The 22,663-nt window shown below is 43.0% G+C and carries 19 protein-coding genes; 8 read left to right on the plus strand and 11 right to left on the minus strand.

The window, feature by feature from the left end; all coding sequences use genetic code 11:
* Positions 1-277 precede the first annotated feature (277 nt).
* Both OQE68_RS26400 and OQE68_RS26405 read left to right on the plus strand, forming a co-directional pair.
* A complete protein-coding gene (locus OQE68_RS26400) occupies positions 278-484 on the plus strand; it encodes a hypothetical protein (RefSeq protein ID WP_180570086.1) in 207 nt (68 codons plus the stop codon).
* A 216-nt stretch (positions 485-700) separates the two neighbouring features.
* Positions 701-1,327 (plus strand): SMI1/KNR4 family protein, encoded by a 627-nt coding sequence (locus tag OQE68_RS26405; protein WP_180570087.1) that lies wholly within the window; start codon positions 701-703, stop codon positions 1,325-1,327.
* A 47-nt stretch (positions 1,328-1,374) separates the two neighbouring features.
* Here the strand turns inward: OQE68_RS26405 and OQE68_RS26410 are convergent, their stop codons facing one another.
* From OQE68_RS26410 to fadB, 6 genes are all read right to left on the minus strand, one after another.
* Positions 1,375-1,884 (minus strand): thioredoxin family protein, encoded by a 510-nt coding sequence (locus OQE68_RS26410; protein WP_180570088.1) that lies wholly within the window; start codon positions 1,882-1,884, stop codon positions 1,375-1,377.
* Positions 1,885-1,969: 85 nt separating this feature from the next.
* Complete coding sequence (locus OQE68_RS26415) at positions 1,970-2,497, minus strand: DUF6586 family protein (RefSeq protein WP_180570089.1); 528 nt, start codon at positions 2,495-2,497, stop codon at positions 1,970-1,972.
* The gene (topA, locus tag OQE68_RS26420) at positions 2,494-5,157 is read right to left on the minus strand and encodes a type I DNA topoisomerase (RefSeq protein ID WP_180570090.1); all 2,664 of its coding nucleotides are present in this window, start codon (positions 5,155-5,157) and stop codon (positions 2,494-2,496) included. Before topA ends, OQE68_RS26415 begins: the two co-directional genes overlap by 4 nt.
* A gap of 165 nt (positions 5,158-5,322) precedes the next feature.
* On the minus strand, positions 5,323-5,544 hold the full coding sequence (locus OQE68_RS26425) for a DUF1653 domain-containing protein (protein WP_180570091.1): 222 nt from the start codon (positions 5,542-5,544) through the stop codon (positions 5,323-5,325).
* A 158-nt stretch (positions 5,545-5,702) separates the two neighbouring features.
* Positions 5,703-6,878: an acetyl-CoA C-acyltransferase FadA gene (gene fadA, locus OQE68_RS26430; protein ID WP_180570092.1), complete on the minus strand. Its 1,176-nt coding sequence runs from the start codon at positions 6,876-6,878 to the stop codon at positions 5,703-5,705.
* A 105-nt stretch (positions 6,879-6,983) separates the two neighbouring features.
* Positions 6,984-9,134 carry a fatty acid oxidation complex subunit alpha FadB gene (gene fadB / locus OQE68_RS26435; protein ID WP_180570093.1) on the minus strand — a complete coding sequence of 717 codons (2,151 nt, stop codon included), beginning with the start codon at positions 9,132-9,134 and terminating at the stop codon, positions 6,984-6,986.
* A 169-nt stretch (positions 9,135-9,303) separates the two neighbouring features.
* Between fadB and OQE68_RS26440 the strand changes: the two genes are divergently transcribed.
* On the plus strand, positions 9,304-9,486 hold the full coding sequence (locus OQE68_RS26440; RefSeq protein WP_180570094.1) for a hypothetical protein: 183 nt from the start codon (positions 9,304-9,306) through the stop codon (positions 9,484-9,486).
* 88 nt (positions 9,487-9,574) lie between these two features.
* On the opposite strand, the gene OQE68_RS26445 is transcribed toward OQE68_RS26440, so the two are convergent.
* Positions 9,575-10,060 (minus strand): hypothetical protein, encoded by a 486-nt coding sequence (locus OQE68_RS26445; protein WP_180570095.1) that lies wholly within the window; start codon positions 10,058-10,060, stop codon positions 9,575-9,577.
* A 156-nt stretch (positions 10,061-10,216) separates the two neighbouring features.
* On the opposite strand from OQE68_RS26445, the gene OQE68_RS26450 reads away from it, so the two are divergent.
* A complete protein-coding gene (locus OQE68_RS26450) occupies positions 10,217-10,654 on the plus strand; it encodes a universal stress protein (protein WP_180570096.1) in 438 nt (145 codons plus the stop codon).
* A gap of 4 nt (positions 10,655-10,658) precedes the next feature.
* Here the strand turns inward: OQE68_RS26450 and uup are convergent, their stop codons facing one another.
* Complete coding sequence (uup, locus tag OQE68_RS26455) at positions 10,659-12,572, minus strand: ATP-binding cassette ATPase Uup (RefSeq protein WP_180570097.1); 1,914 nt, start codon at positions 12,570-12,572, stop codon at positions 10,659-10,661.
* Between the two features lie 352 nt (positions 12,573-12,924).
* Between uup and OQE68_RS26460 the strand changes: the two genes are divergently transcribed.
* Positions 12,925-14,901: a transglycosylase SLT domain-containing protein gene (locus OQE68_RS26460; protein ID WP_180570098.1), complete on the plus strand. Its 1,977-nt coding sequence runs from the start codon at positions 12,925-12,927 to the stop codon at positions 14,899-14,901.
* A gap of 81 nt (positions 14,902-14,982) precedes the next feature.
* Here OQE68_RS26460 and OQE68_RS26465 read toward each other — a convergent pair whose 3' ends face one another.
* From OQE68_RS26465 to OQE68_RS26475, 3 genes are all read right to left on the minus strand, one after another.
* Complete coding sequence (locus OQE68_RS26465; RefSeq protein ID WP_180570099.1) at positions 14,983-15,894, minus strand: EamA family transporter; 912 nt, start codon at positions 15,892-15,894, stop codon at positions 14,983-14,985.
* Between the two features lie 92 nt (positions 15,895-15,986).
* Positions 15,987-16,589, minus strand: a complete 603-nt coding sequence (locus OQE68_RS26470) for a YceI family protein (RefSeq protein ID WP_180570100.1) — start codon at positions 16,587-16,589, stop codon at positions 15,987-15,989.
* A 155-nt stretch (positions 16,590-16,744) separates the two neighbouring features.
* Positions 16,745-19,585 carry a hypothetical protein gene (locus OQE68_RS26475; RefSeq protein WP_180570101.1) on the minus strand — a complete coding sequence of 947 codons (2,841 nt, stop codon included), beginning with the start codon at positions 19,583-19,585 and terminating at the stop codon, positions 16,745-16,747.
* A gap of 235 nt (positions 19,586-19,820) precedes the next feature.
* On the opposite strand from OQE68_RS26475, the gene OQE68_RS26480 reads away from it, so the two are divergent.
* The 3 genes from OQE68_RS26480 (at position 19,821) to OQE68_RS26490 (ending at position 22,201) form a co-directional block, all read left to right on the plus strand.
* Complete coding sequence (locus OQE68_RS26480) at positions 19,821-20,123, plus strand: PepSY domain-containing protein (RefSeq protein ID WP_180570102.1); 303 nt, start codon at positions 19,821-19,823, stop codon at positions 20,121-20,123.
* Positions 20,124-20,195: 72 nt separating this feature from the next.
* Positions 20,196-20,861 carry a response regulator transcription factor gene (locus OQE68_RS26485; RefSeq protein WP_180570103.1) on the plus strand — a complete coding sequence of 222 codons (666 nt, stop codon included), beginning with the start codon at positions 20,196-20,198 and terminating at the stop codon, positions 20,859-20,861.
* On the plus strand, positions 20,858-22,201 hold the full coding sequence (locus OQE68_RS26490) for a sensor histidine kinase (RefSeq protein ID WP_180570104.1): 1,344 nt from the start codon (positions 20,858-20,860) through the stop codon (positions 22,199-22,201). The genes OQE68_RS26485 and OQE68_RS26490 overlap by 4 nt, the downstream gene beginning before the upstream one ends.
* Positions 22,202-22,663 lie beyond the last annotated feature (462 nt).

Raw genomic sequence — 22,663 nt, forward strand, 5'->3', positions numbered from 1 at the left:
AATTCAATTGAGTTTATGCTTAACTGGATGACGACATTATAAATCTTGATAACAAACAGCAATAATAACCTTATAACGTTATGGCAAAAATAAATTAGTGTCCGCATAACAAGTTCTAGATTTCTATAGTCTAGGGTATCTCCTCTAGTCCACATGACTTTCCAGGCATTTCTACTCTTTATTTATTACTTGCATCGACTCATGGCTGACCTATATTTAAACCTAGTCTGATGACAATCTTTCCTTCTTAGCACTTCAGCCAGTTCAGAGTTCAGTTATGTATCACTATAAAATCACCTGTGATAGTGAAGACAGTTACGATATTGTCTTGACCACTGACCCAGTTGATGAGCTCGTTGTTTTTCCCAATTTTAAATCTGCACAAAAAGCACTAGCATTTCGCCTGAATGATCGAATGAGAAACTTAAAATCACAACTCATCATGGTAGGCCGAATGCGGCATGCTCGCGAAGTGATTCAATAAAATACCGTAATGACCCTGATCCCAGCTAACACCTGAGATTTCAGTAATCGGCTGATTTTTAAATACTTTTAAAACAAGCAGGCCGTTTGTAAAACCCGTTATTTATAAGTTTGCAATAAATTTGTGAACCATAAAAACTAATGGAGAGCCCTACAACTAGCTAATTGCTAGCTAAAACGTAATAATTAGGATTAACAAAAGCAGTAGTAGCAGATTATGGCGGACCTTATATTACGTTACTGGCAGCAAATCCTTAAGTGGTTTAAAGTAAACCAACCCGTCTTTTTAGATGCTTTAAATGCTGGTGCCTCGCAAAAACAAATTGAACAATTGGAAGCTGAACTAGGGACTAGCCTGCCCAATGACCTACGGGCGTTTCTGTTAGCTGTCAGCGGTGAGAAAACGGATAATTTTTTTCATCACCTATGTACCTGCGGCATTTTACCTTTCCATGGTGATTTATTTTCTGTATCGGAGATACTGAATCAACGCCAGTATCATTTAGAGCATGATATAGCACTTAACAACAGTAAAGACTTTCAAAAAATGGCTACGGTTTATCAAGCCCACTGTCCAGAAGTCAAACCGCTTAATTATGACCCGCTGTGGATTCCCATTGGGGGTGACCCAGGTTTTAACATCGTTTTCGTTGACCTTAACCCTACCAACCAAGGAACTGTTGGACAGGTTTTTGAACACTGCTATGAAATCGCTCAGCGAGAGCTGTTAGCCTCTTCCCTTACCCATTACCTCAAGCAGTATGCTGAAGGGCTGGGTAAAGGGCGCTTTTATGTAGAAGAAGATAACCACATGCTGGTTGTTTATGATGACCACTCCATCTAAGGCTGTCATCAAACTACAACGCTTACACCGTTACATGTTTTAAACATTTATAATTCCTGAACGGCCTTTGACTGAGCCTCTGCTCCCGTTGTGGTTTGGGTTTTCAACTTACTGAGCGAAGTAAAAAAGCTATAGAAGTTTTCAGACCCCATTCTTCTCGCAGTTGCCAGTTGGCCACCTTTCGTTGCAAATAACACTTTATTATCTGCGGATGTCACGACAATCGAAGGAATACCTTTTTTAACAGGGTTGCCGTATTCCTTCACAATATCCATATTATTATCCCAGCGGCCAATATCCACTTTAACGGTTACAAAGTGAGTTTTAATCAGTTCAGCGAGCTGTCCTCTGCTGATTGCCTTGTCCAAAGCAATACAGTCCGGACACCAGTTAGCCCCAAAAGCAATCAATAGCAGTTTATCTTGCTGCTTGGCTGCTAGCTGGGCTTGGGCTAACTGTTGCTTAGCATTAGCCTTAGGATCATAAGGCAGTTCTTTAGCCATTAATGAGTTGGTCATACTCATAAAAAACAAAAACAAAATAAGTGAGCGGGTCATAAACTGGGCCTCCATTTCCAATAACAGTCATTAAAACGATATAGCTATACCATACAACAGTTGTCGAAATAACAACTGCCAGCGATTAATACTCAACTAACTGTTCTCGCCAATGCTGAATAAAATCAGCTAACGCCTGATAGCAATCTGATAACATTTGAAAAGAGGACACTTGGCTGGATGCAATCAGCGCCAGTTCTCCTACTGGCTGGCCTTGTTGGCTAAAGGTTGTTGGCTGCAAGGCCTCTACACGACTGAAATAATCATACAAACGGCTTAACCAGCTATCACCTTCCTGCAATAGCTGCTGCAAGCTATTTAGCCCTGGTGCAGATTGGCGTTGCTCATCATTTAGCTCAGCAAACGAGTGGTAATGAGCAGCTAAGGGAATCTGATATTCTGCTCCTAGCTCATGACTAAAGGCATTAACAGCAGCTACCAAATGCCAGGCAACTGCTTGTAATAATCCCTCTTGATCACCAGGCAGTGGATCAGACAGTTGCTGATATTGCCGCAACAAAGCAGCAGCAAAATAAAGTTTTTGCTTGACTAAGGCTTGCAAATCTCCCTTGTCAGGAATGACTTTTTCACCTAGCAGCAGCTTCCCCCTCAACTTGCCGCCTCTACTTTGGTTTTAGCTCTACTTTTAGCGACCTGCTCTTCCCACTTGCCATCCTTAAAGAAAGCACGCCACCCCGTCGCTTTACCCTCTACTTCAGTCATTACATACTGCTCCTTGGTTTTACGACTAAACCGCACAATGGTTGGATTACCATCCGGGTCTTGTTGCGGTGCTTCCATCAAAAAGTGGTATTTGGGGTCAATTTCATTGCGATGAGGAACCAACTCACTCACTAGCGGTGCCCGAGTTTCTCGGTTCTTGGGAAACTGACTGGCCGCTAAAAACAGCCCTGACGCTCCGTCCCTTAAAATGTAAGTATCATCAACTTTCTGGCAACGCAGCTCTGGCATCGGTACAGGTTCCATTTTAGGAGGGGCTGGTTCGCCACTTTTCAGCAGTTTACGAGTGTTACTACATGCCTCATTAGTACAGTCAAAATATTTACCAAACCGCCCTGTTTTCAGCTGCATTTCAGCACTACACTTGTCACACTCCAGCACAGGCCCTTCATAGCCCTTCAACTTAAACTGCCCTAACTCTATTTCATAGCCAAAGCAGTCTGGGTTATTACCACAAATGTGCAGTTTGCGTTTTTCATCTATCAGATAAGAGTCCATTGCAGTACCACATTTATCACAACGGTGCTTAGCTCGAAGGGCTTTAGCTTCACCCTCATCATCATCAGCATGGATGGCTTCATCACCAGGCACCAGATTAATGGTGGTTTTACAACGTTCTTTAGGGGGTAATGCATAACCTGAGCAGCCTAAAAATACGCCTGTACTAGCCGTACGCACTTGCATTTTGCGTTCACAAGTGGGGCAGTCAATATCTGTCATGGTAGGCTCATTCGCCCTCATCCCTCCAGTACTGGAGTCAGACTCAGCCAGTGCTAGCTTTTTACTGAAGTTTGCATAAAATTTATCCAGCAGCTTATGCCATTCCAGCTCACCCTCAGCAATATGGTCCAAATCTCCTTCCATATTGGCAGTGAAACTATAATCCATTAGGTCATGAAAGCTTTCCACTAACCGCTCAGTTACAATGTCGCCCATTTTTTCAGCGTAAAAGCGGCGTGTTTCCAGCTTGACATAGCCTCGATCTTGGATAGTTGAAATAATGGATGCGTAAGTAGAGGGCCTACCAATCCCCCGTTTTTCCAATTCTTTTACTAATGCAGCTTCAGTAAATCGAGCCGGTGGCTTGGTATAGTGTTGGCTGGGGTCCAGCTTAAGCAAGTCCAGCACCTCATTCACGTTAATAATCGGTAAAGTAGCTTCTTCGCCCTTTTTACTGACAGGAGGCAGCACTTTGGTGAAACCATCAAATTTCAGTACCCGGCCACGAGTTCGTAATTCAAAATCAGCTGCTGCCACTACCACACTAGTACTTAAATACTCAGCTGGCGGCATCTGACAGGCCACAAACTGTCGCCAAATTAATTCATATAACCGCTCAGCATCGCGCTCTAGCCCTTTAATTGAGCCTGGTTTGCTATTGACATCAGATGGCCTGATTGCTTCGTGAGCTTCTTGTGCCCCTTCTTTACTGCTATAAGAATTAGCCTGCTCAGGTAAATACTGCTTCCCATAACTATCAACAATATAATCACGACAAGCGGCAACAGCATCTGCACTTAAGTTGGTACTATCCGTACGCATGTACGTAATATAACCAGCCTCATAAAGCCGCTGAGCCATGGTCATGGTTTTCTTTACACTAAACCCTAACCGAGTACTTGCTGCCTGCTGTAAAGTAGACGTAATAAAAGGCGCATTAGGCTTGGTACTCGTTGGCTTCGTATCAACGTTAGCAACCTGATACGTAGCCTGATTTAAGACAGCCAGCGCCTGATCTGCCTGCGCTTTATTGGTAGGTCGAAAGCTTTTGCCAGCCTGTTTGGTGACTTGAAAGCGAACCGCCTCTTGCCGTGGTGTGTTCAAGTCAGCGTGAATTTCCCAAAACTCTTCTGGAACAAACTGGCGAATTTCGTTCTCACGCTCAACAATCAGTCGCACAGCGACTGATTGTACTCGACCGGCTGACAAGCCTCTGGCAATTTTGCTCCACAGCAACGGTGACACCATATAGCCCACCACCCGGTCCAAAAAGCGACGGGCTTGCTGGGCTTGGACCCGACTCATATTAAGCTGGCCTGGGTGTTCAAATGCCTCTTTGATAGCATTTTTAGTGATTTCATTAAACACAACCCGTCGGTAGCGTTCGTTATCACCCCCTATCGCTTCACGCAAATGCCAAGCAATGGCCTCTCCCTCTCGGTCAAGGTCCGTTGCTAGGTAGATTTTGTCAGCATTCTTAGCTAACCGTTTCAGCTCATCAACGACTTTTTCCTTGCCAGGCAATATTTCATAATTAGCCTGCCAATTATTTTCTGGGTCAACCCCCATCCGCGCGACTAGTTGCTCACGAGCCTTGCGCTTTTTATAAACTGCCTTCTGCTCAGGTGACAGCTTACGGGTTTCTGCCGCTGCTTTTGCTCGCGCTTTCGCATCAACCGGCTTCTTGCTTCCGCTAGTAGGAAGATCTCGAATATGCCCAACAGATGACTTAACAATGAAGTCACTACCCAAATACTTGTTAATCGTTTTGGCTTTTGCTGGTGACTCAACAATGACTAGTGATTTACCCATGGTGACCTGTTATATCCAAAACGTACAAAACTTATCCATAAAAGATAATTCAATTACAAAAATTTGCGCCTTTATAAGACGTATTCTGTCTTTCTGCAAGTAAATTAGACTTAAAGACAATTGCAGTGTGTTGTCAGTAACAATAATCTCAACATAGCAGCTATCTTATTTATCGCCTAAATATTCAAACCGGGGAATTTGTTCACCATCCACCATCACCGACGAAAAAAACAATACCAATGGTCTTACCCATAAGCCTTGTTTACCATATAGCGCTTTATACAACACCATCTTTTCTTCTGTTTCACTATGAGTCACTACCCCAATTACTTCATAGTACTGGCCCTTAAAGTGCCGATAACGACCAGCTTTTACTTCTGTTTTCACAGCCTCTACTCTACCCCATTAAAAAAGCCGGAGTTATACTCCGGCTTTACAGAACAAGGTACCACTGTTAAATGAATACGCAATAGTTAACAGTTGTTTTTTCGTTAACAGCAATATTTTAGTCAACAGTTATCGTTTGTTAAAAAATATCATTGCTGCTACACACGCTCAAAAATCGTCGTAATACCTTGCCCCAGCCCGATACACATTGTAGCTATACCCAATGTGCCACCTTTCTGTTTCATGACATTTAACAATGTACCAGAGATTCGGGCACCGGAACAACCAAACGGGTGGCCCAATGCAATGGCACCTCCATTGAGATTAACTTTCTCATTCATTTTGTCCAGTATTTTTAAATCTTTTAACACAGGTAGTGCCTGAGCAGCGAATGCTTCGTTAAGCTCCAGCTGATCAATGTCATCAATGGTTAAACCAGCTTTTTTCAACGCTTTTTTAGTCGCCGGTACTGGGCCATAGCCCATAATGGCGGGATCGACACCGGCAATGGCCATTGATCTGATTTTTGCCATTGGTGTTAACCCTAGCGCTTGTGCACGCTCAGCTGACATGACAATCATGCAAGAAGCCCCATCAGTGATTTGGGAAGAAGTACCCGCTGTAACAGTCCCATTTTTAGGGTCAAAAACTGGTCTTAATTCAGCCAGCTTTTCAGCAGTGGTATCTGGGCGAATGGTTTCATCTTCAGTAAACACCTTCACATTACCACTTTCATCATGCCCTTCCATTGGCATAATCTCATCGCTAAACCGGCCTTCAACTGTCGCCTGATGAGCCAGCTGATGGGAGCGAGCACCAAACTCATCCTGCTGTTTACGACCAATGCCGTGTAGCTTGCCCAGCATTTCAGCCGTTAGCCCCATCATGCCCGAAGCTTTTGCTGCATATAGACTCAACTGTGGGTTAGGGTCCACTCCGTGCATCATGCCCACATGTCCCATATGTTCAACACCACCCACCACAAATACATCGCCATTATTCGTCATAATCGCTTGGGCTGCGGTATGCAATGCAGACATTGATGAGCCACATAATCGGCTAACGGTTTGAGCACTGGAGGTATGGGGAATCGGCGTCATTAGCGAAGCCATTCGTGCAATATTCCAGCCTTGTTCCAGGGTTTGGTTAACACACCCCCAAATCACATCTTCGACCTCCGCTGGGTCGACATCAGGGTTTCTTGCTAGCAACCCCGTAATCAGTTTGGCTGATAAGGTTTCAGCTCGCACATGGCGATACATACCATTTTTAGAACGCCCCATTGGGGTCCGGGCATAGTCAATAATGACGGCATCTCTAGGATTTAAACTCATAACGATGGGTTCTCATCTATACTGAGTGCCCCGCATAAAACCATAATTTTCATTTTACGTGCGGCACACTCATAGGTAACTGTTAAAAGTAGTGCTTAGAGGGTTTTACTCAGTAAAAAAGCGAGCACCAGACTTCGCCATGTCAATTAGCTTGGCAGTAGGCTTATACAATGGCCCCAGCTCGGCAAACTTTTCCGTTAGTGCCACAAATTCTGCCACCCCCATATCATCAATATATTTTAAGGCCCCGCCTCGGAATGGAGGAAAGCCAATGCCATAAACCAGCCCCATATCCGCTTCTGCGGGACTTTCCACAATACCATCTTCCAAGCAACGAACGGTTTCCAGGCATAGAGGGACCATCATTCGAGCAATGATGTCTTCCTCACTAAATGTTTGACTAGCCTGGCAAACCGGCTTAATCATGTCGTATACCGTTTCATCCAGGACTTTTTTGGGTTTGCCTTTTTTATCTTGCTTATATTGATAAAACCCAGCATTGCTCTTCTGCCCATAACGCTTGGCTTCGTACAATACATCCAGCGCTGTTTTGAATTCTCGTTTCATACGGTCAGGGAAACCTTCAGCCATCACCCCTTCAGCATGTAAGCCTGTATCTAAACCTACCACATCCATTAAATAGGCAGGTCCCATTGGCCACCCAAACCGCTCCATCACTTTATCCACTTGGGCAAAGTCGGCTCCATCACGGAGTAACATGGAAAAGGCACCAAAGTAGGGAAATAAAATCCGGTTGACTAAAAAGCCAGGGCAGTCATTCACAACAATAGGTGTTTTTCCAATTGTCTTAGCATAGGCCACTACCGTAGCAACGGTTTCTTCACTGGTCTGCTCACCTTTGATAACCTCAACCAGTGGCATCATATGGACCGGATTAAAGAAGTGCATCCCACAAAACTTTTCAGGCCTTTTTACTGCTTCAGCCAGCTTATTAATGGAGATAGTAGAGGTATTCGTTGTAAGTACAGCTTCAGGTTTGATCTGCCCTTCCACCTCAGCCAGCACTTTCTTTTTCACATCAATATTTTCAACCACTGCCTCAACAACGACATCAACCGTATTAAAATCACCATACGATAGAGTGGGTATAATTCGATTAAGCACCTCAGCCATCGCAGCAGGTTCCATTCGCTTTCTATCAACCCGCTTTACCAGTAACTTGGCTGCTTCACTTAAACCAAGGTCAATCCCATCTTGGTTTATATCTTTCATTAAAATGGGCACATTTTTATAGGAAGACTGATAGGCAATTCCACCTCCCATAATACCCGCCCCTAATACTGCTGCCTTATTAGCTGATAAGGCTATTTCTTCATAATGCTTGGCTTTTTTCTTCAGTAATTGATCTTTAAGAAACAGTCCAATCAAATTTTCAGCCACTGGCGTTTTCGCCATTTTCACAAAGCCTTTTGCCTCTATTTTCAGTGCATCATCCCGGCCTTTAGTGGCTGCTTTTTGGATAGTTTTTATTGCTTCTACAGGTGCTGGGTAGTGAGGACCAGCCTGACTAGCAACATACCCTTTAGCTGTTTCAAACACCATCATGCTTTCGATATTATTCAGCTTCAGTTTTTCCAGTTTTGGCTGGCGTCGCGCTTGATAATCAAGCTCACCTGCAGCGGCTCGTTTTGCCAAGGTAATTGCTGCAGTTTTCAATTCATCAAGAGGTACTACCACATCAACTGCCTTGGTTTTTAGGGCAGCTTCCGCTTTATGTTCTTTACCCGCACAAATCCACTCAATGGCATTATCTGCACCAACAATCCGGGGTAACCGTACAGTGCCGCCAAACCCAGGATAGATTCCTAGCTTCACTTCCGGTAAACCAACCTTTGCAGTGTCTGCCATCACTCGATAGTCTGCAGCCAAACACATTTCAAACCCACCACCTAGCGCTATACCATTGATGGCGACTACCGTGGGCATAGGCAAGTCTTCAAAGTCACTAAAAATTTGATTAATTTGTAAGTTGGCAGTAATTAACTCATCTTCAGGCAGCGTAAAGTTAGCCAGAAACTCACCAATATCGGCACCGACAATAAATACTTCCTTGCCACTGGTAACGATCAGGCCTTTGATTTGATCATTCCCCCGAATAGCGTCAACAGCCTCACGTAGTTCTTCTAAAGTGGCCCGATTGAACTTGTTTACAGACTCACCCTGCAAATTAAATTGCAGCTCAGCGATACCTTCTTCAAGCGGTTTAACCGTTATGGCCTGACCTTCGTAAATCATCAAATGATCTCCACGTTTTTTTATTTTGCTTCGCTAATGGTACTGATTGTTGGTGACAACTCGTTGCCGTGTGATAATTCATCAGCTCGAGTTATCCCCCCTGCCGCATGAACACAGTCAAGCAGTATAAACCTCACCTGTCTTGCAGCACATTTATTGTAGACCTGTTATGTCTTCTTCAAGGGATAGACAACAAATGTTACGTTTTTCATCAAGCAAGTATTTATTGACTATTCCAAAGGGTATCCCAGCCATTACTCATCCAAGTAATCACTATATTTGGGAAAACCAGAGGGATAAGCCCATCAGTTTATCATTATTAGCGATACAAATTATTCATACGTTTGTTTGATTTAAGATACAAACATGGGGAATTTTTTTGCTTTTGTCAATAAAACTTACGTGGTCTGCATCTGCAATAAGTGTAAAGTGGTGGTTTGTTAGCCTACCACCATGAGTTGATCAGTGAGAGACACTAACTGCCGTTTAATTTGCTCGATATCTGCTTCTTCACCACGTTCCTGCCATACTGCAGTAACGCAGGGGCCACCAACCATCACAGCTCTCACATCGTCAGGCAAAGCATTCAGGGTCGCCATCAGATGCTCTTCAGCAACAGTTTGCTGACTGCCTCGGCTGTCCTGCCACCAATCAGTTGCTTCAGCCTCACTGCGATAAAAGCGTATTGAGGTAAGGGGGTTACTGTCATGAAAGGTTAACCGATAGCCAATACAGTACGCTTGGCTAGCAACTTTATTTGTTAGAGCAGGAGGAATGTCTGGTTTAACAAACTGCACTGACATCCCCTGGCTGATCGCTGCTTGGCGAAACCGCATCCGCTTGCGCTCATGTGGAGAAGGTAATACCCAGAAAATCGAGCCTAAAGTAGCAACTATGACTATAACAATAATGAGAGTGGTCATCATCGTCCTTATTTTGGATTAAGATTATAAAGTCTGTTGATTACAGCAGACCTACAGTTGACCAAAAGCGTCGCCAGGAGCAGCGACATTTTAGAGTGTGTTACAAACAAGTGACTAATGTCCGGTTTTGCAACGCCCTTGATCAGCGGAGTCACCTCTATGAGCCCATATCACCATATTTTGGTAGCCGTTGACCTGACCGAAGAAGCGAATACTGTCTTAGCACGCGCCAAAGACATTGCTGCCGATAACCAAGCGAGACTAACCATGGTTCATGTAATAGAACCGTTAAGTGTGGCCTATGGCAGTGATATCCCATTAGATTTAACCACCTTACAACAAGAGATCACGGACCAGGCTCATCACCGAATTTCTGAGCTTGCCGACAGAATTGACTTAGATAGCCAGGACCAGGTAGTTGTCTATGGGCGCCCCGAAAAAGAAATCCACCGCCTTGCCGAAGAAACAGGGGTGGACCTCATTGTAGTGGGTAGTCATGGGCGCCACGGCCTAGCGTTGATTCTTGGCTCTACCTCCACCGGTATTTTGCATGGGGCCAAGTGCGATGTGCTAGCTGTACGTGTCGGCAATAAGTAAAACTTTACTGCATGGCTTCTAGCTCCGCCCAACGCTCCAGCTTAGCTTCTAGCAGCTGCTCCAGTTCAGTTAGCCGATTAAGCACCGGCTGTACTTGATCATGGGGTTGCTGATAAAAATCAGGCCGGTTGGTTTGCTCAATCAGTGCCTGCTGCTCAGCTTCTAACACATCAATTTCAGCAGGTAAGGCATCAAGCTCGCGCTGCAAGTTATAACTAAGCTTCTTCTTAGAAGCCAGCTTGGCTGGGGCCTCCTTGGATGAAGATGTCGCTGTACCCTTGGCTGACGGGGCTTGTTTACGCTCCGAGGCGGCTTCCACTAGAGCACTAAAGTTACCACCTTGACGCAGCCAATCTTGATAACCACCTACATACTCACTGACGACCCCACTCCCCTCAAACACTAAGGTGCTGGTTACCACATTGTCGATAAAGGTCCGGTCATGGCTAACTAACAGCAAGGTGCCAGTAAAGTTAATTAATAGCTCTTCCAGCAGCTCAAGGGTTTCCACATCCAAATCATTAGTGGGTTCGTCAAGTACCAATACATTGGCGGGCTTACTAAATAGTCGAGCGAGCAACAGACGGTTCCGCTCACCACCCGACAATGCCTTCACTGGGGTACGACAGCGCTCAGGCGTAAATAGAAAGTCCCCCAGATAACCAATCACATGTTTCTGTTGGCCTCCAATTTCGATGGTTTCACGGCCATCAGCAATATTATCAATAACGGATTTTTCCAAATCCAGTTGATCACGTAACTGGTCAAAGTAGGCTACCTCCAGCTTAGTACCCACTTTTATTGAGCCTTGCTGCGGGGCTTCTTGTTCCAATAGCAACTTTAGCAAAGTGCTTTTACCAACCCCATTAGGACCAATCAAACCTATTTTGTCACCACGAAGTAATCGAAGGGAAAAGTCCTTGATCAATGGTTTGTCTGTATAGCCATGAGTAATGTCTTTAGCTTCCAGCACTAGCTTGCCAGAGCTTTCACCGCTGTCTACCTGAATTTTGGCTTTACCCTGCACATTACGGCGCTGAGCCCGTTCTTCACGCAACGCCTGCAGCGCTCTCACCCGGCCTTCATTACGGGTTCGCCGGGCCTTAATTCCCTGCCGAATCCAGGCTTCTTCCTGGGCCAGCTTTTTATCAAACTCAGCTTGCTTTCTAGCTTCGACCTCTAATAGATGGGCTTTATGATCAAGAAAGCTCTGATAATCACCTTGCCAATAAGTCAATTGCCCTCGGTCAAGCTCGACTATACGGGTTGCCAGACTTTGTAAAAATGAGCGATCGTGAGTAATAAATAATACTGCCCCCCGAAACTGTTTCAGTTGCTGCTCCAGCCACTCTATGGTGAGAATATCTAAGTGGTTAGTTGGCTCATCTAATAACAAGATATCTGGCTCACTGACCAGCGCCTGCCCCAATATTACCCTGCGTCGCCACCCCCCTGATAATTCAGCCATTTTCTTGTCGGCAGGCAAATCCAACCGCTTGATTACCTGCTCGACTCGCTGGTGTAATTGCCAGCCATGTTTAGCCTCAATAGCTTCCTGTACCTGTTCCAGACGCTTCAAGTCCAATGACTCATCAGTTTGCATGGATAACTGGTGATACTCTGTCAACAAGTCACCTACTTCTGCTAAGCCTGCAGCGACGACTTCAAAAACAGTCAGCTGATCTGCATCCGGCAGTGCCTGCGCTACAAAACCAATATTGACCCCAGGTTGATACCAAGCTTCACCACTATCAGGGGGTGTCTCACCAGCGACTATTTTGAGCAAACTGGACTTACCTGCCCCATTACGGCCAATCACACACACCCGCTCGCCAGCATCCAGTTGCAAGTTGGCATTCTCTAATAAAGGCATTGCCCCATAAGCCAGGGAAATTTCTGATAATCGAATTAATGGCATAACCAACCAAAATTAATTGAGAAAAAGTAGCCGGCTATCATAATGTGTTAAGTCCCAAGAGAAAACCTATGCTAACCATAGGAAATAAAACTAGATAGCCTTCAAAGCGAACAATTGTTAACAAATAACCAGATTATGTGAAACGCGTAATTGTAATCTAACTAGCAGTGTAGTCCTCTATATTTACATGAGGCATGTCTATGCTTCACTTACATTAACAACGATGTTTGGAACTGTTCAGCAACAATACTTATCAATAACTATTATTCCTAACATCGAAGCGACAACGTATTAAAGTTAAAGTAACAGCGCATTGACCCAGAAGTTCAGACAATAATGAGTAATTGGTTAAATGAAAATGCAAACCATCGCCCCTAAAGCACTAACCTTATGTATCAGTTTACTGGGGGCTACCTGGTGGCCTACCGTTTCAGCAAATGTACCCAACCAATATGAGCAAGAACGGCAGCTGTACCAAAAAGCCCTCAAAGCACTAAACAAGCATGACTGGAAGCAGTTTAATCAGTATCAAAATAAACTGACCCATTACCCTCTTTACCCTTATCTGGAGTATTACGAGCTACAACGTAAGCTATCCGTTTCACCTTCCAAGGAAATAAATGCTTTTATCAAAACCTATAATGACTTACCGGTTACTGCACGGCTACAACAAAACTGGCTACGTTATTTAGCAAAGAACAAACAATGGAAAACCTTTAAGGCTAATTACGACCCTAAAAAGGCTACAGTTGATTTACAATGCTGGTATCATCGTGCCCAGCTGGCCACAGGCCAAACCAAACAAGCTTTTCAAGGGGCCAAGCAACTCTGGTTATCAGGAAAATCACAACCTGAAGCCTGTGATCCTTTATTTGCTCGTTGGCGCAGTGCAGGCCAGCTTACCCAAAATTTAGCTTGGCAACGAATGAGCCTAGCTTATGAGGAGCGTAACCCTGGCCTAGGCAAATACCTCAGTCGTTTTCTAAATAAAGCCAATAAGCCATCAGGCAAATTATTTTATAGCACCTATCGCAATCCACAAAAATTATTTAAATCCAGTCGCTATCAACGTAACACGCCGTTTATGCGTGATATTATTAAAACAGGCTTAATGCAAATGGCTAGGCGCAACCCTCAAGAAGCGCTTAATCTTTGGAAACAATATAGTCGTAGCCACAGTTTTTCAGCTTCCCAAAGCCGTGACATCAATCAATATATCTCACTTTATTTACTCAAACATTTTGCCGCCGATGAAATTCAGTGGGTTGATCAAGTGGCCTCTAAACAACCTGACCAGGAACTAGTGGAGTGGCGGTTACGCATTGCCTTAAAAACCCAGGACTGGCCTTCCGTTAAACGGGCTTATAAACTGTTGCCCACTGAACAACAACAAGAGCCCCGCTGGCGCTACTGGAATATCCGCGCTCAAGAAGCACTAGCAAAAACCAGCAAGGCCAAAAAACAAGTCATTAAACAATATGCTGAACTAGCAAAAGAGCGTGACTTTTATGCCTTTTTAGCAGCTGACCGAGTTCAGGTACCTTATCGGCTCAATCACCAACCTTACCCTGTCAGTACTCAAACCAAAAATAAAATAAAGTCACTGGGTGGCATCAAACGTGCGGCTGAGTTTTATCGGCTAAATCATGTCATGTCTGCAAGAAGAGAGTGGCATCACCTGTCCAAAATACTGTCAAGTGAAGAGTTAATTGCAGCAGCTGAGATTGCATACAACTGGAAGCGGTATGACCAATCTATCTTTAACTCAGCTCGTGCAAAATATTGGGATGACTTGCAATTACGTTTTCCACTGGCATTTAAGCGCCCTATTCTATCAATCAGCGAAAAAAATCAGTTATCCAGCAGTTGGGTTTATGCCATTGCTCGTCAGGAAAGTGCATTTATGTATGATGCTCGATCACATGCCGGCGCTATGGGGTTAATGCAATTAATGCCAGCAACGGCCAGGCATGTTGCACGCAAAAATGGTTTTCGCTACCGAGGCACTAAAGAATTATTAAACCCTAGAAAAAATATTCAACTGGGCACCGCCTATTTAGTTGAATTAATGAAAACCTTTAATGGCAACCGCATTTTAGCAACTGCTGCCTACAATGCAGGCCCACATCGGGTAAAACAGTGGCTAAAACGCAGCGATAATTTACCCTATGATATTTGGATTGAGTCAATTCCCTTTAACGAAACCCGTAAATATGTGCAAAATGTGCTGGCCTACCAGGTAATATACAGTAATAAACTAGGGAAAAGTAAAACCACTGTCGTCACACCCAAGGAAAAAAATTATTTATATGTCTGGAACAAGTCTTAGCAATATTGTTTCATAGCCTCCAATGAAAAAGGAGGCAATTGCCTCCTTTTTCATTTATTTGAGAGCTGCATTATTCATCGATTATAAGTCCAGCTCAACTCGCTTCGATGCCCAAAGCCTTTTTAGCCACTGCTCCCCGCGCATATTGATTACCAGACCAAACACCACTAAAGCAATACCTGTCCATTGCACTAAGGAAACTGTTTCACCCAAAAATAATGCTGCAGAAGTCAAACCTACCGCAGGCACCCCCAACGTTAATGGGGCTATTTGACCGGCAGGATAACGACTAATGAGATAACTCCACAGGCTGTATCCTAAAATACTGGCAACAAAAGCGAGATACAATAATGCACCAACAGCCAGCCAGGAAATCTGTTGAAAGCTTTCAATAATGGAAACTGGGCCTTCCACTAGATAAGAGCAAATAAAAAACGGCACGGGTGGTATCCACGCAGACCATACAACTAGTCCTACACCGGCTTTATAACCTTGTTGAGATATCGAGCGATTTACAATATTGCCCAAGGCCCAACAAGCGGCACCCGCCAAGGTCAAGCCAAAGCCAACAGCAGTCATTGCTTCACCATTGCCAGACCAACCAATCAAAGCCAGGCCACCCCCAGCAACCATTATCGCCACTAATTGATAGGTTTTGATCGCTTCCGCTAACAGCAACCCACCCAGCAACAAAGTAAACAACGCCTGAGACTGAAGCACTAATGAAGCAAGCCCTGCCGGCATACCATTTGCCATTGCTGAAAATAAAAAGGCAAATTGTCCAAATCCAAGGGTAATGCCATAGCCAAATAACCACTTGAGTGGTATCTGTGGCCTTACGACAAATAGCGAACCAATCACCGCAATTAACAGGAAACGAAGGCTACCCATTAATAATGGGGGCATAGTTTGCAGCCCCCATGCAATAACCACAAAATTAAACCCCCACACCAATACAATAACCAACCCCAACACGACATCTTTAATACCCATAATTGGCTGCTCAACTAGAGTTAGTGAATAAGCAGCTGTGATTGTACAGGTAATTTAGCAAAAGTCGCCTTTGTTAGTGTTAGCCTTAAGTCTTAATTCAGTGGGTTTGTTTGCTTGAGTGTTAATGCCCATTTAACAGGCACCACAGAGGTAATTGACTTTAACCCCATTACCTTAGTCATCTGTTGCACACCGGCTTCGCCACCGTACTGACTAATATTGATTGAAGTATCTTGATATGACTCCACCAAGTAGTCAGTAGCAGAGCTTTTGATAACCTTAACAAATAACTTGATCGGTAACGTTGTCTCACGAATGGTTAACTTACCATCAACCTCCATTTGTTTGACAGCGCCTACGGTTAATTTTTGCTCATCAATACCTGACAAATCTGCTTTTACTGTGGCATAGCGGTAATTTGTGGTATCAAGCACCCACTGTTTAATCCGATCATTACGGATGGGAATTTTAGTATCAATCGTAGCTAAATCAATTTTAATTTCGGCTTGTTTTTGGTCATTTACCTGGCCAGATACTCCACTGATTAACTGGGTTTCTTTAACCGACTTACCATTGGTAAAGATTTTTTCCGTGACAAAATTGACTTTTGAATGTTCACTTTGCACTTGCCAAGCAGCCTGAACAGGTAATGCAGTTGATGCGACTAGTGTCGTCATTAGAATGATTTTTTTCATTACAATTCCCTAAGCAATCTTGAGTTTGTAGGCATAGCCTAAAGGGTTAGGAGACTTAGGTTAAATAAATAAGGTTAATCAGTGTCATTAGAAACCTTTATAGTGCTGTTGGGAATAAAAACAATGACTAGAGATAGGCAACATCATACTGTTTGCTAACCCAAAACTTGCCCTTTAACCCAATCCCAATTCTCGCTTATTGCTAGTTTTAGTGCTGCACTCCAAGCATTAGAGCCTTCAGGAATTGCTTGTTGCTTCCCTGACTCAAGTCTTTGTTTAATAAGTTCAGCGTTACTACCAAAGCTTTCATCAATTTTACTGCTGTGAGCAGGTTGCAAAAAAATTGTAGGTCTTGGCGTTGGGTTTTTCGCAGTAGCATTAGGTACTTTTGCTAAACCCTTTAGCATTGCTGGTATGTCACTACTATCATCAGTTGCACTTAGAACCGTTAATACAAATTTAGTGAAATCCTTTTTCTGACCAGCATTAATAAATACTTCATCTGCAGCATACCCCATTCTACCAGCCATATTTTCCATAGACTCAATAATTGTATTAATATTACCTTCGTCTACATTTAACTTTTCAAGCTTTGGTCTCAGCCAGTCTGCAAATTGCTGTAAGCTAACTTCTTCGTCTACTTCAACTATTGCCGAAGGTGTCTGTTTAGTTTCACCTACATTTTCGCCGGTATATTGTACTTGAGGGTTAGCTTTTTGATGATCCGATTTGGGTCGAAAATTAAAGTTGTCAACTTCTCCGTAGCCATTAGCTTGAAGTTTTTCATTAAAGTCTCGTTTGGTTAAATTGTGGGTGTTGTCAATCCAACCATCTACTGCATAAGGGTTATCTTTATTAACTTTCTCAGTAATAAAAGCAGCTAACGTATTTTCAATAGTAAGATGATCGTTATCCTTTAAAACTCCTCGGTTACTACCACTCTGAACGAGATCATAACTATAATGGCTAAATACAAAATTACCCGACTGTTTTTCAATGGCTTGCGAACCATTTCTAATGGGGTCGTTAAAAACTATATTATTGATTCTTTCCCGTACAGTTTCAGAAGGCCCTTTAACCAGTCCTTTAGATAGACCTCCAGCATTTTGTAAACGATAAGCAAGTTCACTTACTTTATTCATTGGCTGCCAATTATTTGCAGCATTCGCAGGCTTATACCATAGCTGGCCTTCAAACAGGGTTCCCTGAAACTGTTTATTGCCTAATTTAAACTGCCTCACCGTGCTAGTAGGTTCAAATGTCTTTATCAACTCATCACTATTGCGCAACTGTTGTCTAATAACATCGGTTAGTTTTAAAACCCCTTTTGCTCCAGCTTTACTCGCAGACACAACAATATCCTTAGCTGTAAAGACAGGTATAACAAAGTCTGCTAGCTCTTTACCGGCTTTTTTTAGAGCATTGCCTGTTCGCACAGATTGCAATGCTGCCTTCACAGCATTAGTGGCTTTTGATAAACCAGAAGCGCCTTTAAAGGCTAATTTTGCTGCGCTAAAGCCAGCTTTGCCTACAGCGCCAGCCCCCATTGTCAGTAGGGTAACTCCCACATCCAGTGAATCCAGCACTAAACTGGCAACATCCAGTTTTGAGCGTGGATCATTCACTGCATTGGCAATATTTTCATAAAAAGGCACCACTGCTCGAATAAACTTTTGAAAACCAGTCGCTCCATAATTGCTGTCTTTCCATTGATCTATTTGTTCAGTAGTAGTTTGACGAACATTACTTTCAATTAAATTTTGTAACGAGCGGTTATTAGCGACTTGCTGAGTTGTTCGCTCCCAGCCAACATGCTGGTTGGTAATTTTATGTGAATAGACATGATAGCGAGTTTCACTAGGTGAGACCTCTAGACCTTCTGCAATTGCTCCCCAGTTTGGCAACTGGTCTTTCCCAATAGGATTTCCCTGGAATTGATAGATACTGCCATCAGGTTTAACCATGCCAAATTTGCCATTTTTCAACTCAAATATATAAGCGGGTTTATTGCTTGTAATCCCTCCTACATTACTCGATTCTCTTTCTAGTTCCCATCGGGTACTGGTGCCTAAGTAACCACCACCACTGGTAGAATAAGAACCTTTATTAACGACCTCTTTAAATCCATTTACCTGCCATACCCGTTTTGGCTCAGAAATTAACTGCCCCCCTCCTATTCCAACATTCTGTGCTATCACTGCAGCCCTAGCTGAGGACAGCTTTTCAATATTATTATTTATATACTCAGCAAATTGACCATAATAGGCTTTATCTAGTCCATTACTCGCACCAAAGCGCAAAACATCGTTAACTTTTTCATTAAAAGTAACATCATGTACACCTAGCTTTCCTACTGGGCGAGCACCATAATTACCATCTGGGTAATCACGTCTTACCTTTTCTTCAGCCATTTGCTGACGAGTCTTAAACTGAGGCGCTTCTGGTGGGTTAAGTGAAAGCTCCCATAATCCTAAATAATTTGCCAACCGTCGCTCTTGATTTACACCATTTGACAAACCACTTTCAGAGCTTTGCCTCCCCCATAAGATAGCTTCTTGATTTAATAATGCTTTTGATAGTGCTTTTGCCTCATCCGTTGCATTAGGTTTAGCCCCATTAGCGTGAATTTGATTAGCTACGTTTAATAACTGTTCATCTTCATACTGAATTCCTTCACTACCTAATAATGCTTTAACAGCCAATATTCTAGCTTCAAGAATAGAACCCGCCTGTAATGACAAATCACCATTTAAGGATACTGAATAATTGACGTCTTCAACTGCATCACTGTTTAAAGAGCCAATAATGCTATTGACTGTATGCTGAAGTACTGGTTTTGGAACACCCGACTTTTGGGAGGATTGAGCACTGGCCGTTGAACCCGGACGGGTTGTTGGGCCTGTTTTTGATGATTGGGAACCTTGATTAGTCTGAGACTGTCGGTTAAATAAATTGTCAAAACTGGCAGGGTTATGCCGATCAAATGGCTGAACCATTATACGTTATCCTTTGGTAATATTTAACTTAATTAATTTTTCAAATTTTAATCAAACTAAATAATCACCGTACAGATTATTTAATGATCATTATCACAGCCTGCTTTAATAAATTTTTAATCGAGTGGGTGGCCTGCGGAGTTTGACTAAATCAATGTGAGCAATACCTATTAAGCTTGATTTCAGGTACAGTTGCTACTATTTACCAAGCCTTTTGAGCTGACAAGGAAATGCGATGAAACAGCGATTACTTTTACTCATACTGCTTTGCTGGGGTGCAGCAACAGGAGTGGCTGGTCAAGATATTTCTCCTTCCCAGGCATTAAAGTTACAGCAACAGGGCGTTATTCTGCCTATGAGTCAATTGTTAAGGCAGGTTCGACAGCGCTACCCTGGTGAACTACTGAATGCTGAGCTGGAAAGAGACGATGGTATTTATGAATATGAACTGAAAATTCTAAACCCACAAGGCCAGGTGTGGGAAATTGAAGTGAATGCCCAAACAGGAGCCATTCTCGAAGTAGAAAGAGATGACTGACCCTGCCAGAAACATATCAGAGCAAGCTTGATAATACTCTAAATGCCAATTATTGATAGGATGTAGTACTGAATGCGGTTACTCGTTGTAGATGACAATCATGAATTATTGGAAAACACGGCTAACGAACTACGCCAAGCCGGTTTTGCAGTAGATACCTGTGATAATGGGGTTGATGCATTACATCAAGGTCAAGAAGAAAACTATGCCGCAATTGTTTTAGATTTAGGCCTGCCCGACATTGATGGTTTAACGATTTTAAGGGAGTGGCGCAGCCGCCAAAATACAGTGCCTGTTATCATTCTAACAGCCCGTGGAGAATGGTATGAGCGAGTGGAAGGCCTTCAAGCCGGTGCAGATGATTATGTGAGTAAGCCATTTTACCATGAAGAGCTGATCGCCCGCTTACGAGCCGTTATCTGTCGCTATCATGGCCACAATAATGCGGCCTTACAGTTAGGCGACATCAGCTTGGATGAAGAAAAACAACAGCTGGACTATCAAGGCAAGCATTATAAGCTAACTGCAATGGAGTTTCGCTTGCTACGTTATTTTATGCTCAACCCAGGCAAAGTGTTAAGTAAGCAGCGCCTTACTGAGCAGCTTTATGAGTATGATGCTGATAAAGACAGCAATGTACTGGAAGTTTACATCGCTCACTTACGCCGGAAGCTTGGTAAAGCCTCTATTGAAACCCGGCGTGGACAAGGTTATATCTTCCATGGATCTACAGCATGAAGTCAATCAGCCGTACATTAGGGCTGGGGCTTGCCAGCTCGGTTTGTTTTTTAAGTTTACTGATTGGTTTGATTACCTATGCTGCGATGGGCGAAAGCTTTAAATCCTTTTTTAGCAGCAAGTTGGACGATGATGCAAAAACCTTACTTTCCTTACTTTCCTCCCATAACCAGCAACTAATGCTGGATGATAAAGGTATTAGCCAATTACATTACCGCACCTATTCTGGCCACTATTATATTATTCAAGGCACCAAGCAGACATTTCGCTCACGCTCACTATGGGATTTTAGTTTTAATCCACCCTCCCTGACAGTAGGAGAGAAACTGATCAGTGAATTACCAGGCCCTGATGAACAACAATTAATGGTGTTAAGTCAAGGGTTCAGCATTGGTGATATTCCTGTCACAGTCACTGTTGCCGAAGATGTCGGTGGTTTATACACTAGTTTTCGTACGATGTCAGGTGGATTATTATGGGGGTTATTGGTAACCATATTATTACTTTTAATCATCCAGCAATGGTTATTACATCGAGGTTTAAAACCACTCACCCGGTTAAAAAAATCACTCCATGCACTACAAACAGGGGAGTTAACCGTTATCAGTACGCACAAAATGCCCAAAGAAATACAACCTCTGGTGGCTGCACTTAACCAGTTACTTGAAAATACGGCTGAATTACTCAAGCGAAGTCGTAACGCTGTAGGCGATTTAAGTCATGCGTTAAAAACCCCTATAGCACTGATGCAGCATACTATTATCAGCGAAGTCACTAATCAGCCAGAGCTAAGTAAAAAACTCTTACGACAGTTAACCTCTATTCGCCAATATAGCGAGCAAAAATTAACCTCTGCACGACTGGCTGGTGATATTTTACCCGGAGCACAATTTGAACCCCATAAAGATTTAATGGACCTTATTCAAACCTTGCATACGATTTATCAAGCGAAATCTATCACTATTGATTGGCAACCACATCGTTGGCCAGAACGCATCGCAATGAATCGAGAAGATGCATTAGAACTGCTGGGTAATTTACTGGATAATGCCTGCAAATGGGCTAATCAGCAGGTTAGTCTTAGCTTCTCCCACACTGATACCCAACAACAATTGATTATTGCTGATGATGGCCCTGGTGTAGCAAAAGAAAATCAAACCCTGCTGACTCAACGAGGTAAGCGACTAGATGAACAAGTGGATGGACATGGTTTAGGGCTCAATATTGTGGCCAATATTATTCAACATTATCAAGGCAATATCGAATTTATTGGCCAAGGTCAATTAGGCGGGCTAGAAATTATCATTCAACTGCCAACTAATATTGACAAACTAAAATGAAGTGAGGGTAAAGCCAAAGCCCTCACTTCATTTTAATTGAGCGTTATTTAATTTCTATTTTTATTTAGGCTTTTTTATTTAAATTCTTTTATTTTATTTTTACACTGACACGCACATTTTTATCAATTTTATTTTCGTTCGATAAATGGTACAATTTACTATCCGTCGGTAAACTTGGCGCAAAAACAGGAACAGTCACTTCCAGACCGGGTTAGGTAAACCAATACGGGTAGAAACACCTGATGAACGCAGGCAAACACCACTCTTCTCAAAAACTACTCTTTATATTACCATCGGGAAAAATAATTTGAGAAGCAGAAACAACCTGGGTTGCAAGCGCAATAGAAACCGACGCAGCTAAAACACTAAGCTTATTACTTTTCATAATATCCAAATAATTCCTTTAAATTTAAAGCTTTTTTATAATTCAAAAAACACCGACATTACTCAGCATTTTGTTTG

This window comes from Spartinivicinus marinus, from assembly GCF_026309355.1.
Taxonomy (GTDB): domain Bacteria; phylum Pseudomonadota; class Gammaproteobacteria; order Pseudomonadales; family Zooshikellaceae; genus Spartinivicinus; species Spartinivicinus marinus.

Excerpts from the sequence above, each read along its gene's own strand:
- OQE68_RS26400 (WP_180570086.1), top strand. The coding sequence starts at position 278 with ATGTATCACTATAAAATCACCTGTGATAGTGAAGACAGTTACGATATT.
- OQE68_RS26405 (WP_180570087.1), top strand. The coding sequence starts at position 701 with ATGGCGGACCTTATATTACGTTACTGGCAGCAAATCCTTAAGTGGTTT.
- OQE68_RS26410 (WP_180570088.1), bottom strand. The coding sequence starts at position 1,884 with ATGACCCGCTCACTTATTTTGTTTTTGTTTTTTATGAGTATGACCAAC.
- topA (WP_180570090.1), bottom strand. The coding sequence starts at position 5,157 with ATGGGTAAATCACTAGTCATTGTTGAGTCACCAGCAAAAGCCAAAACG.
- fadA (WP_180570092.1), bottom strand. The coding sequence starts at position 6,878 with ATGAGTTTAAATCCTAGAGATGCCGTCATTATTGACTATGCCCGGACC.
- fadB (WP_180570093.1), bottom strand. The coding sequence starts at position 9,134 with ATGATTTACGAAGGTCAGGCCATAACGGTTAAACCGCTTGAAGAAGGT.
- OQE68_RS26440 (WP_180570094.1), top strand. The coding sequence starts at position 9,304 with ATGTCTTCTTCAAGGGATAGACAACAAATGTTACGTTTTTCATCAAGC.
- OQE68_RS26445 (WP_180570095.1), bottom strand. The coding sequence starts at position 10,060 with ATGATGACCACTCTCATTATTGTTATAGTCATAGTTGCTACTTTAGGC.
- OQE68_RS26450 (WP_180570096.1), top strand. The coding sequence starts at position 10,217 with ATGAGCCCATATCACCATATTTTGGTAGCCGTTGACCTGACCGAAGAA.
- uup (WP_180570097.1), bottom strand. The coding sequence starts at position 12,572 with ATGCCATTAATTCGATTATCAGAAATTTCCCTGGCTTATGGGGCAATG.
- OQE68_RS26460 (WP_180570098.1), top strand. The coding sequence starts at position 12,925 with ATGAAAATGCAAACCATCGCCCCTAAAGCACTAACCTTATGTATCAGT.
- OQE68_RS26465 (WP_180570099.1), bottom strand. The coding sequence starts at position 15,894 with ATGGGTATTAAAGATGTCGTGTTGGGGTTGGTTATTGTATTGGTGTGG.
- OQE68_RS26470 (WP_180570100.1), bottom strand. The coding sequence starts at position 16,589 with ATGAAAAAAATCATTCTAATGACGACACTAGTCGCATCAACTGCATTA.
- OQE68_RS26475 (WP_180570101.1), bottom strand. The coding sequence starts at position 19,585 with ATGGTTCAGCCATTTGATCGGCATAACCCTGCCAGTTTTGACAATTTA.
- OQE68_RS26480 (WP_180570102.1), top strand. The coding sequence starts at position 19,821 with ATGAAACAGCGATTACTTTTACTCATACTGCTTTGCTGGGGTGCAGCA.
- OQE68_RS26485 (WP_180570103.1), top strand. The coding sequence starts at position 20,196 with ATGCGGTTACTCGTTGTAGATGACAATCATGAATTATTGGAAAACACG.
- OQE68_RS26490 (WP_180570104.1), top strand. The coding sequence starts at position 20,858 with ATGAAGTCAATCAGCCGTACATTAGGGCTGGGGCTTGCCAGCTCGGTT.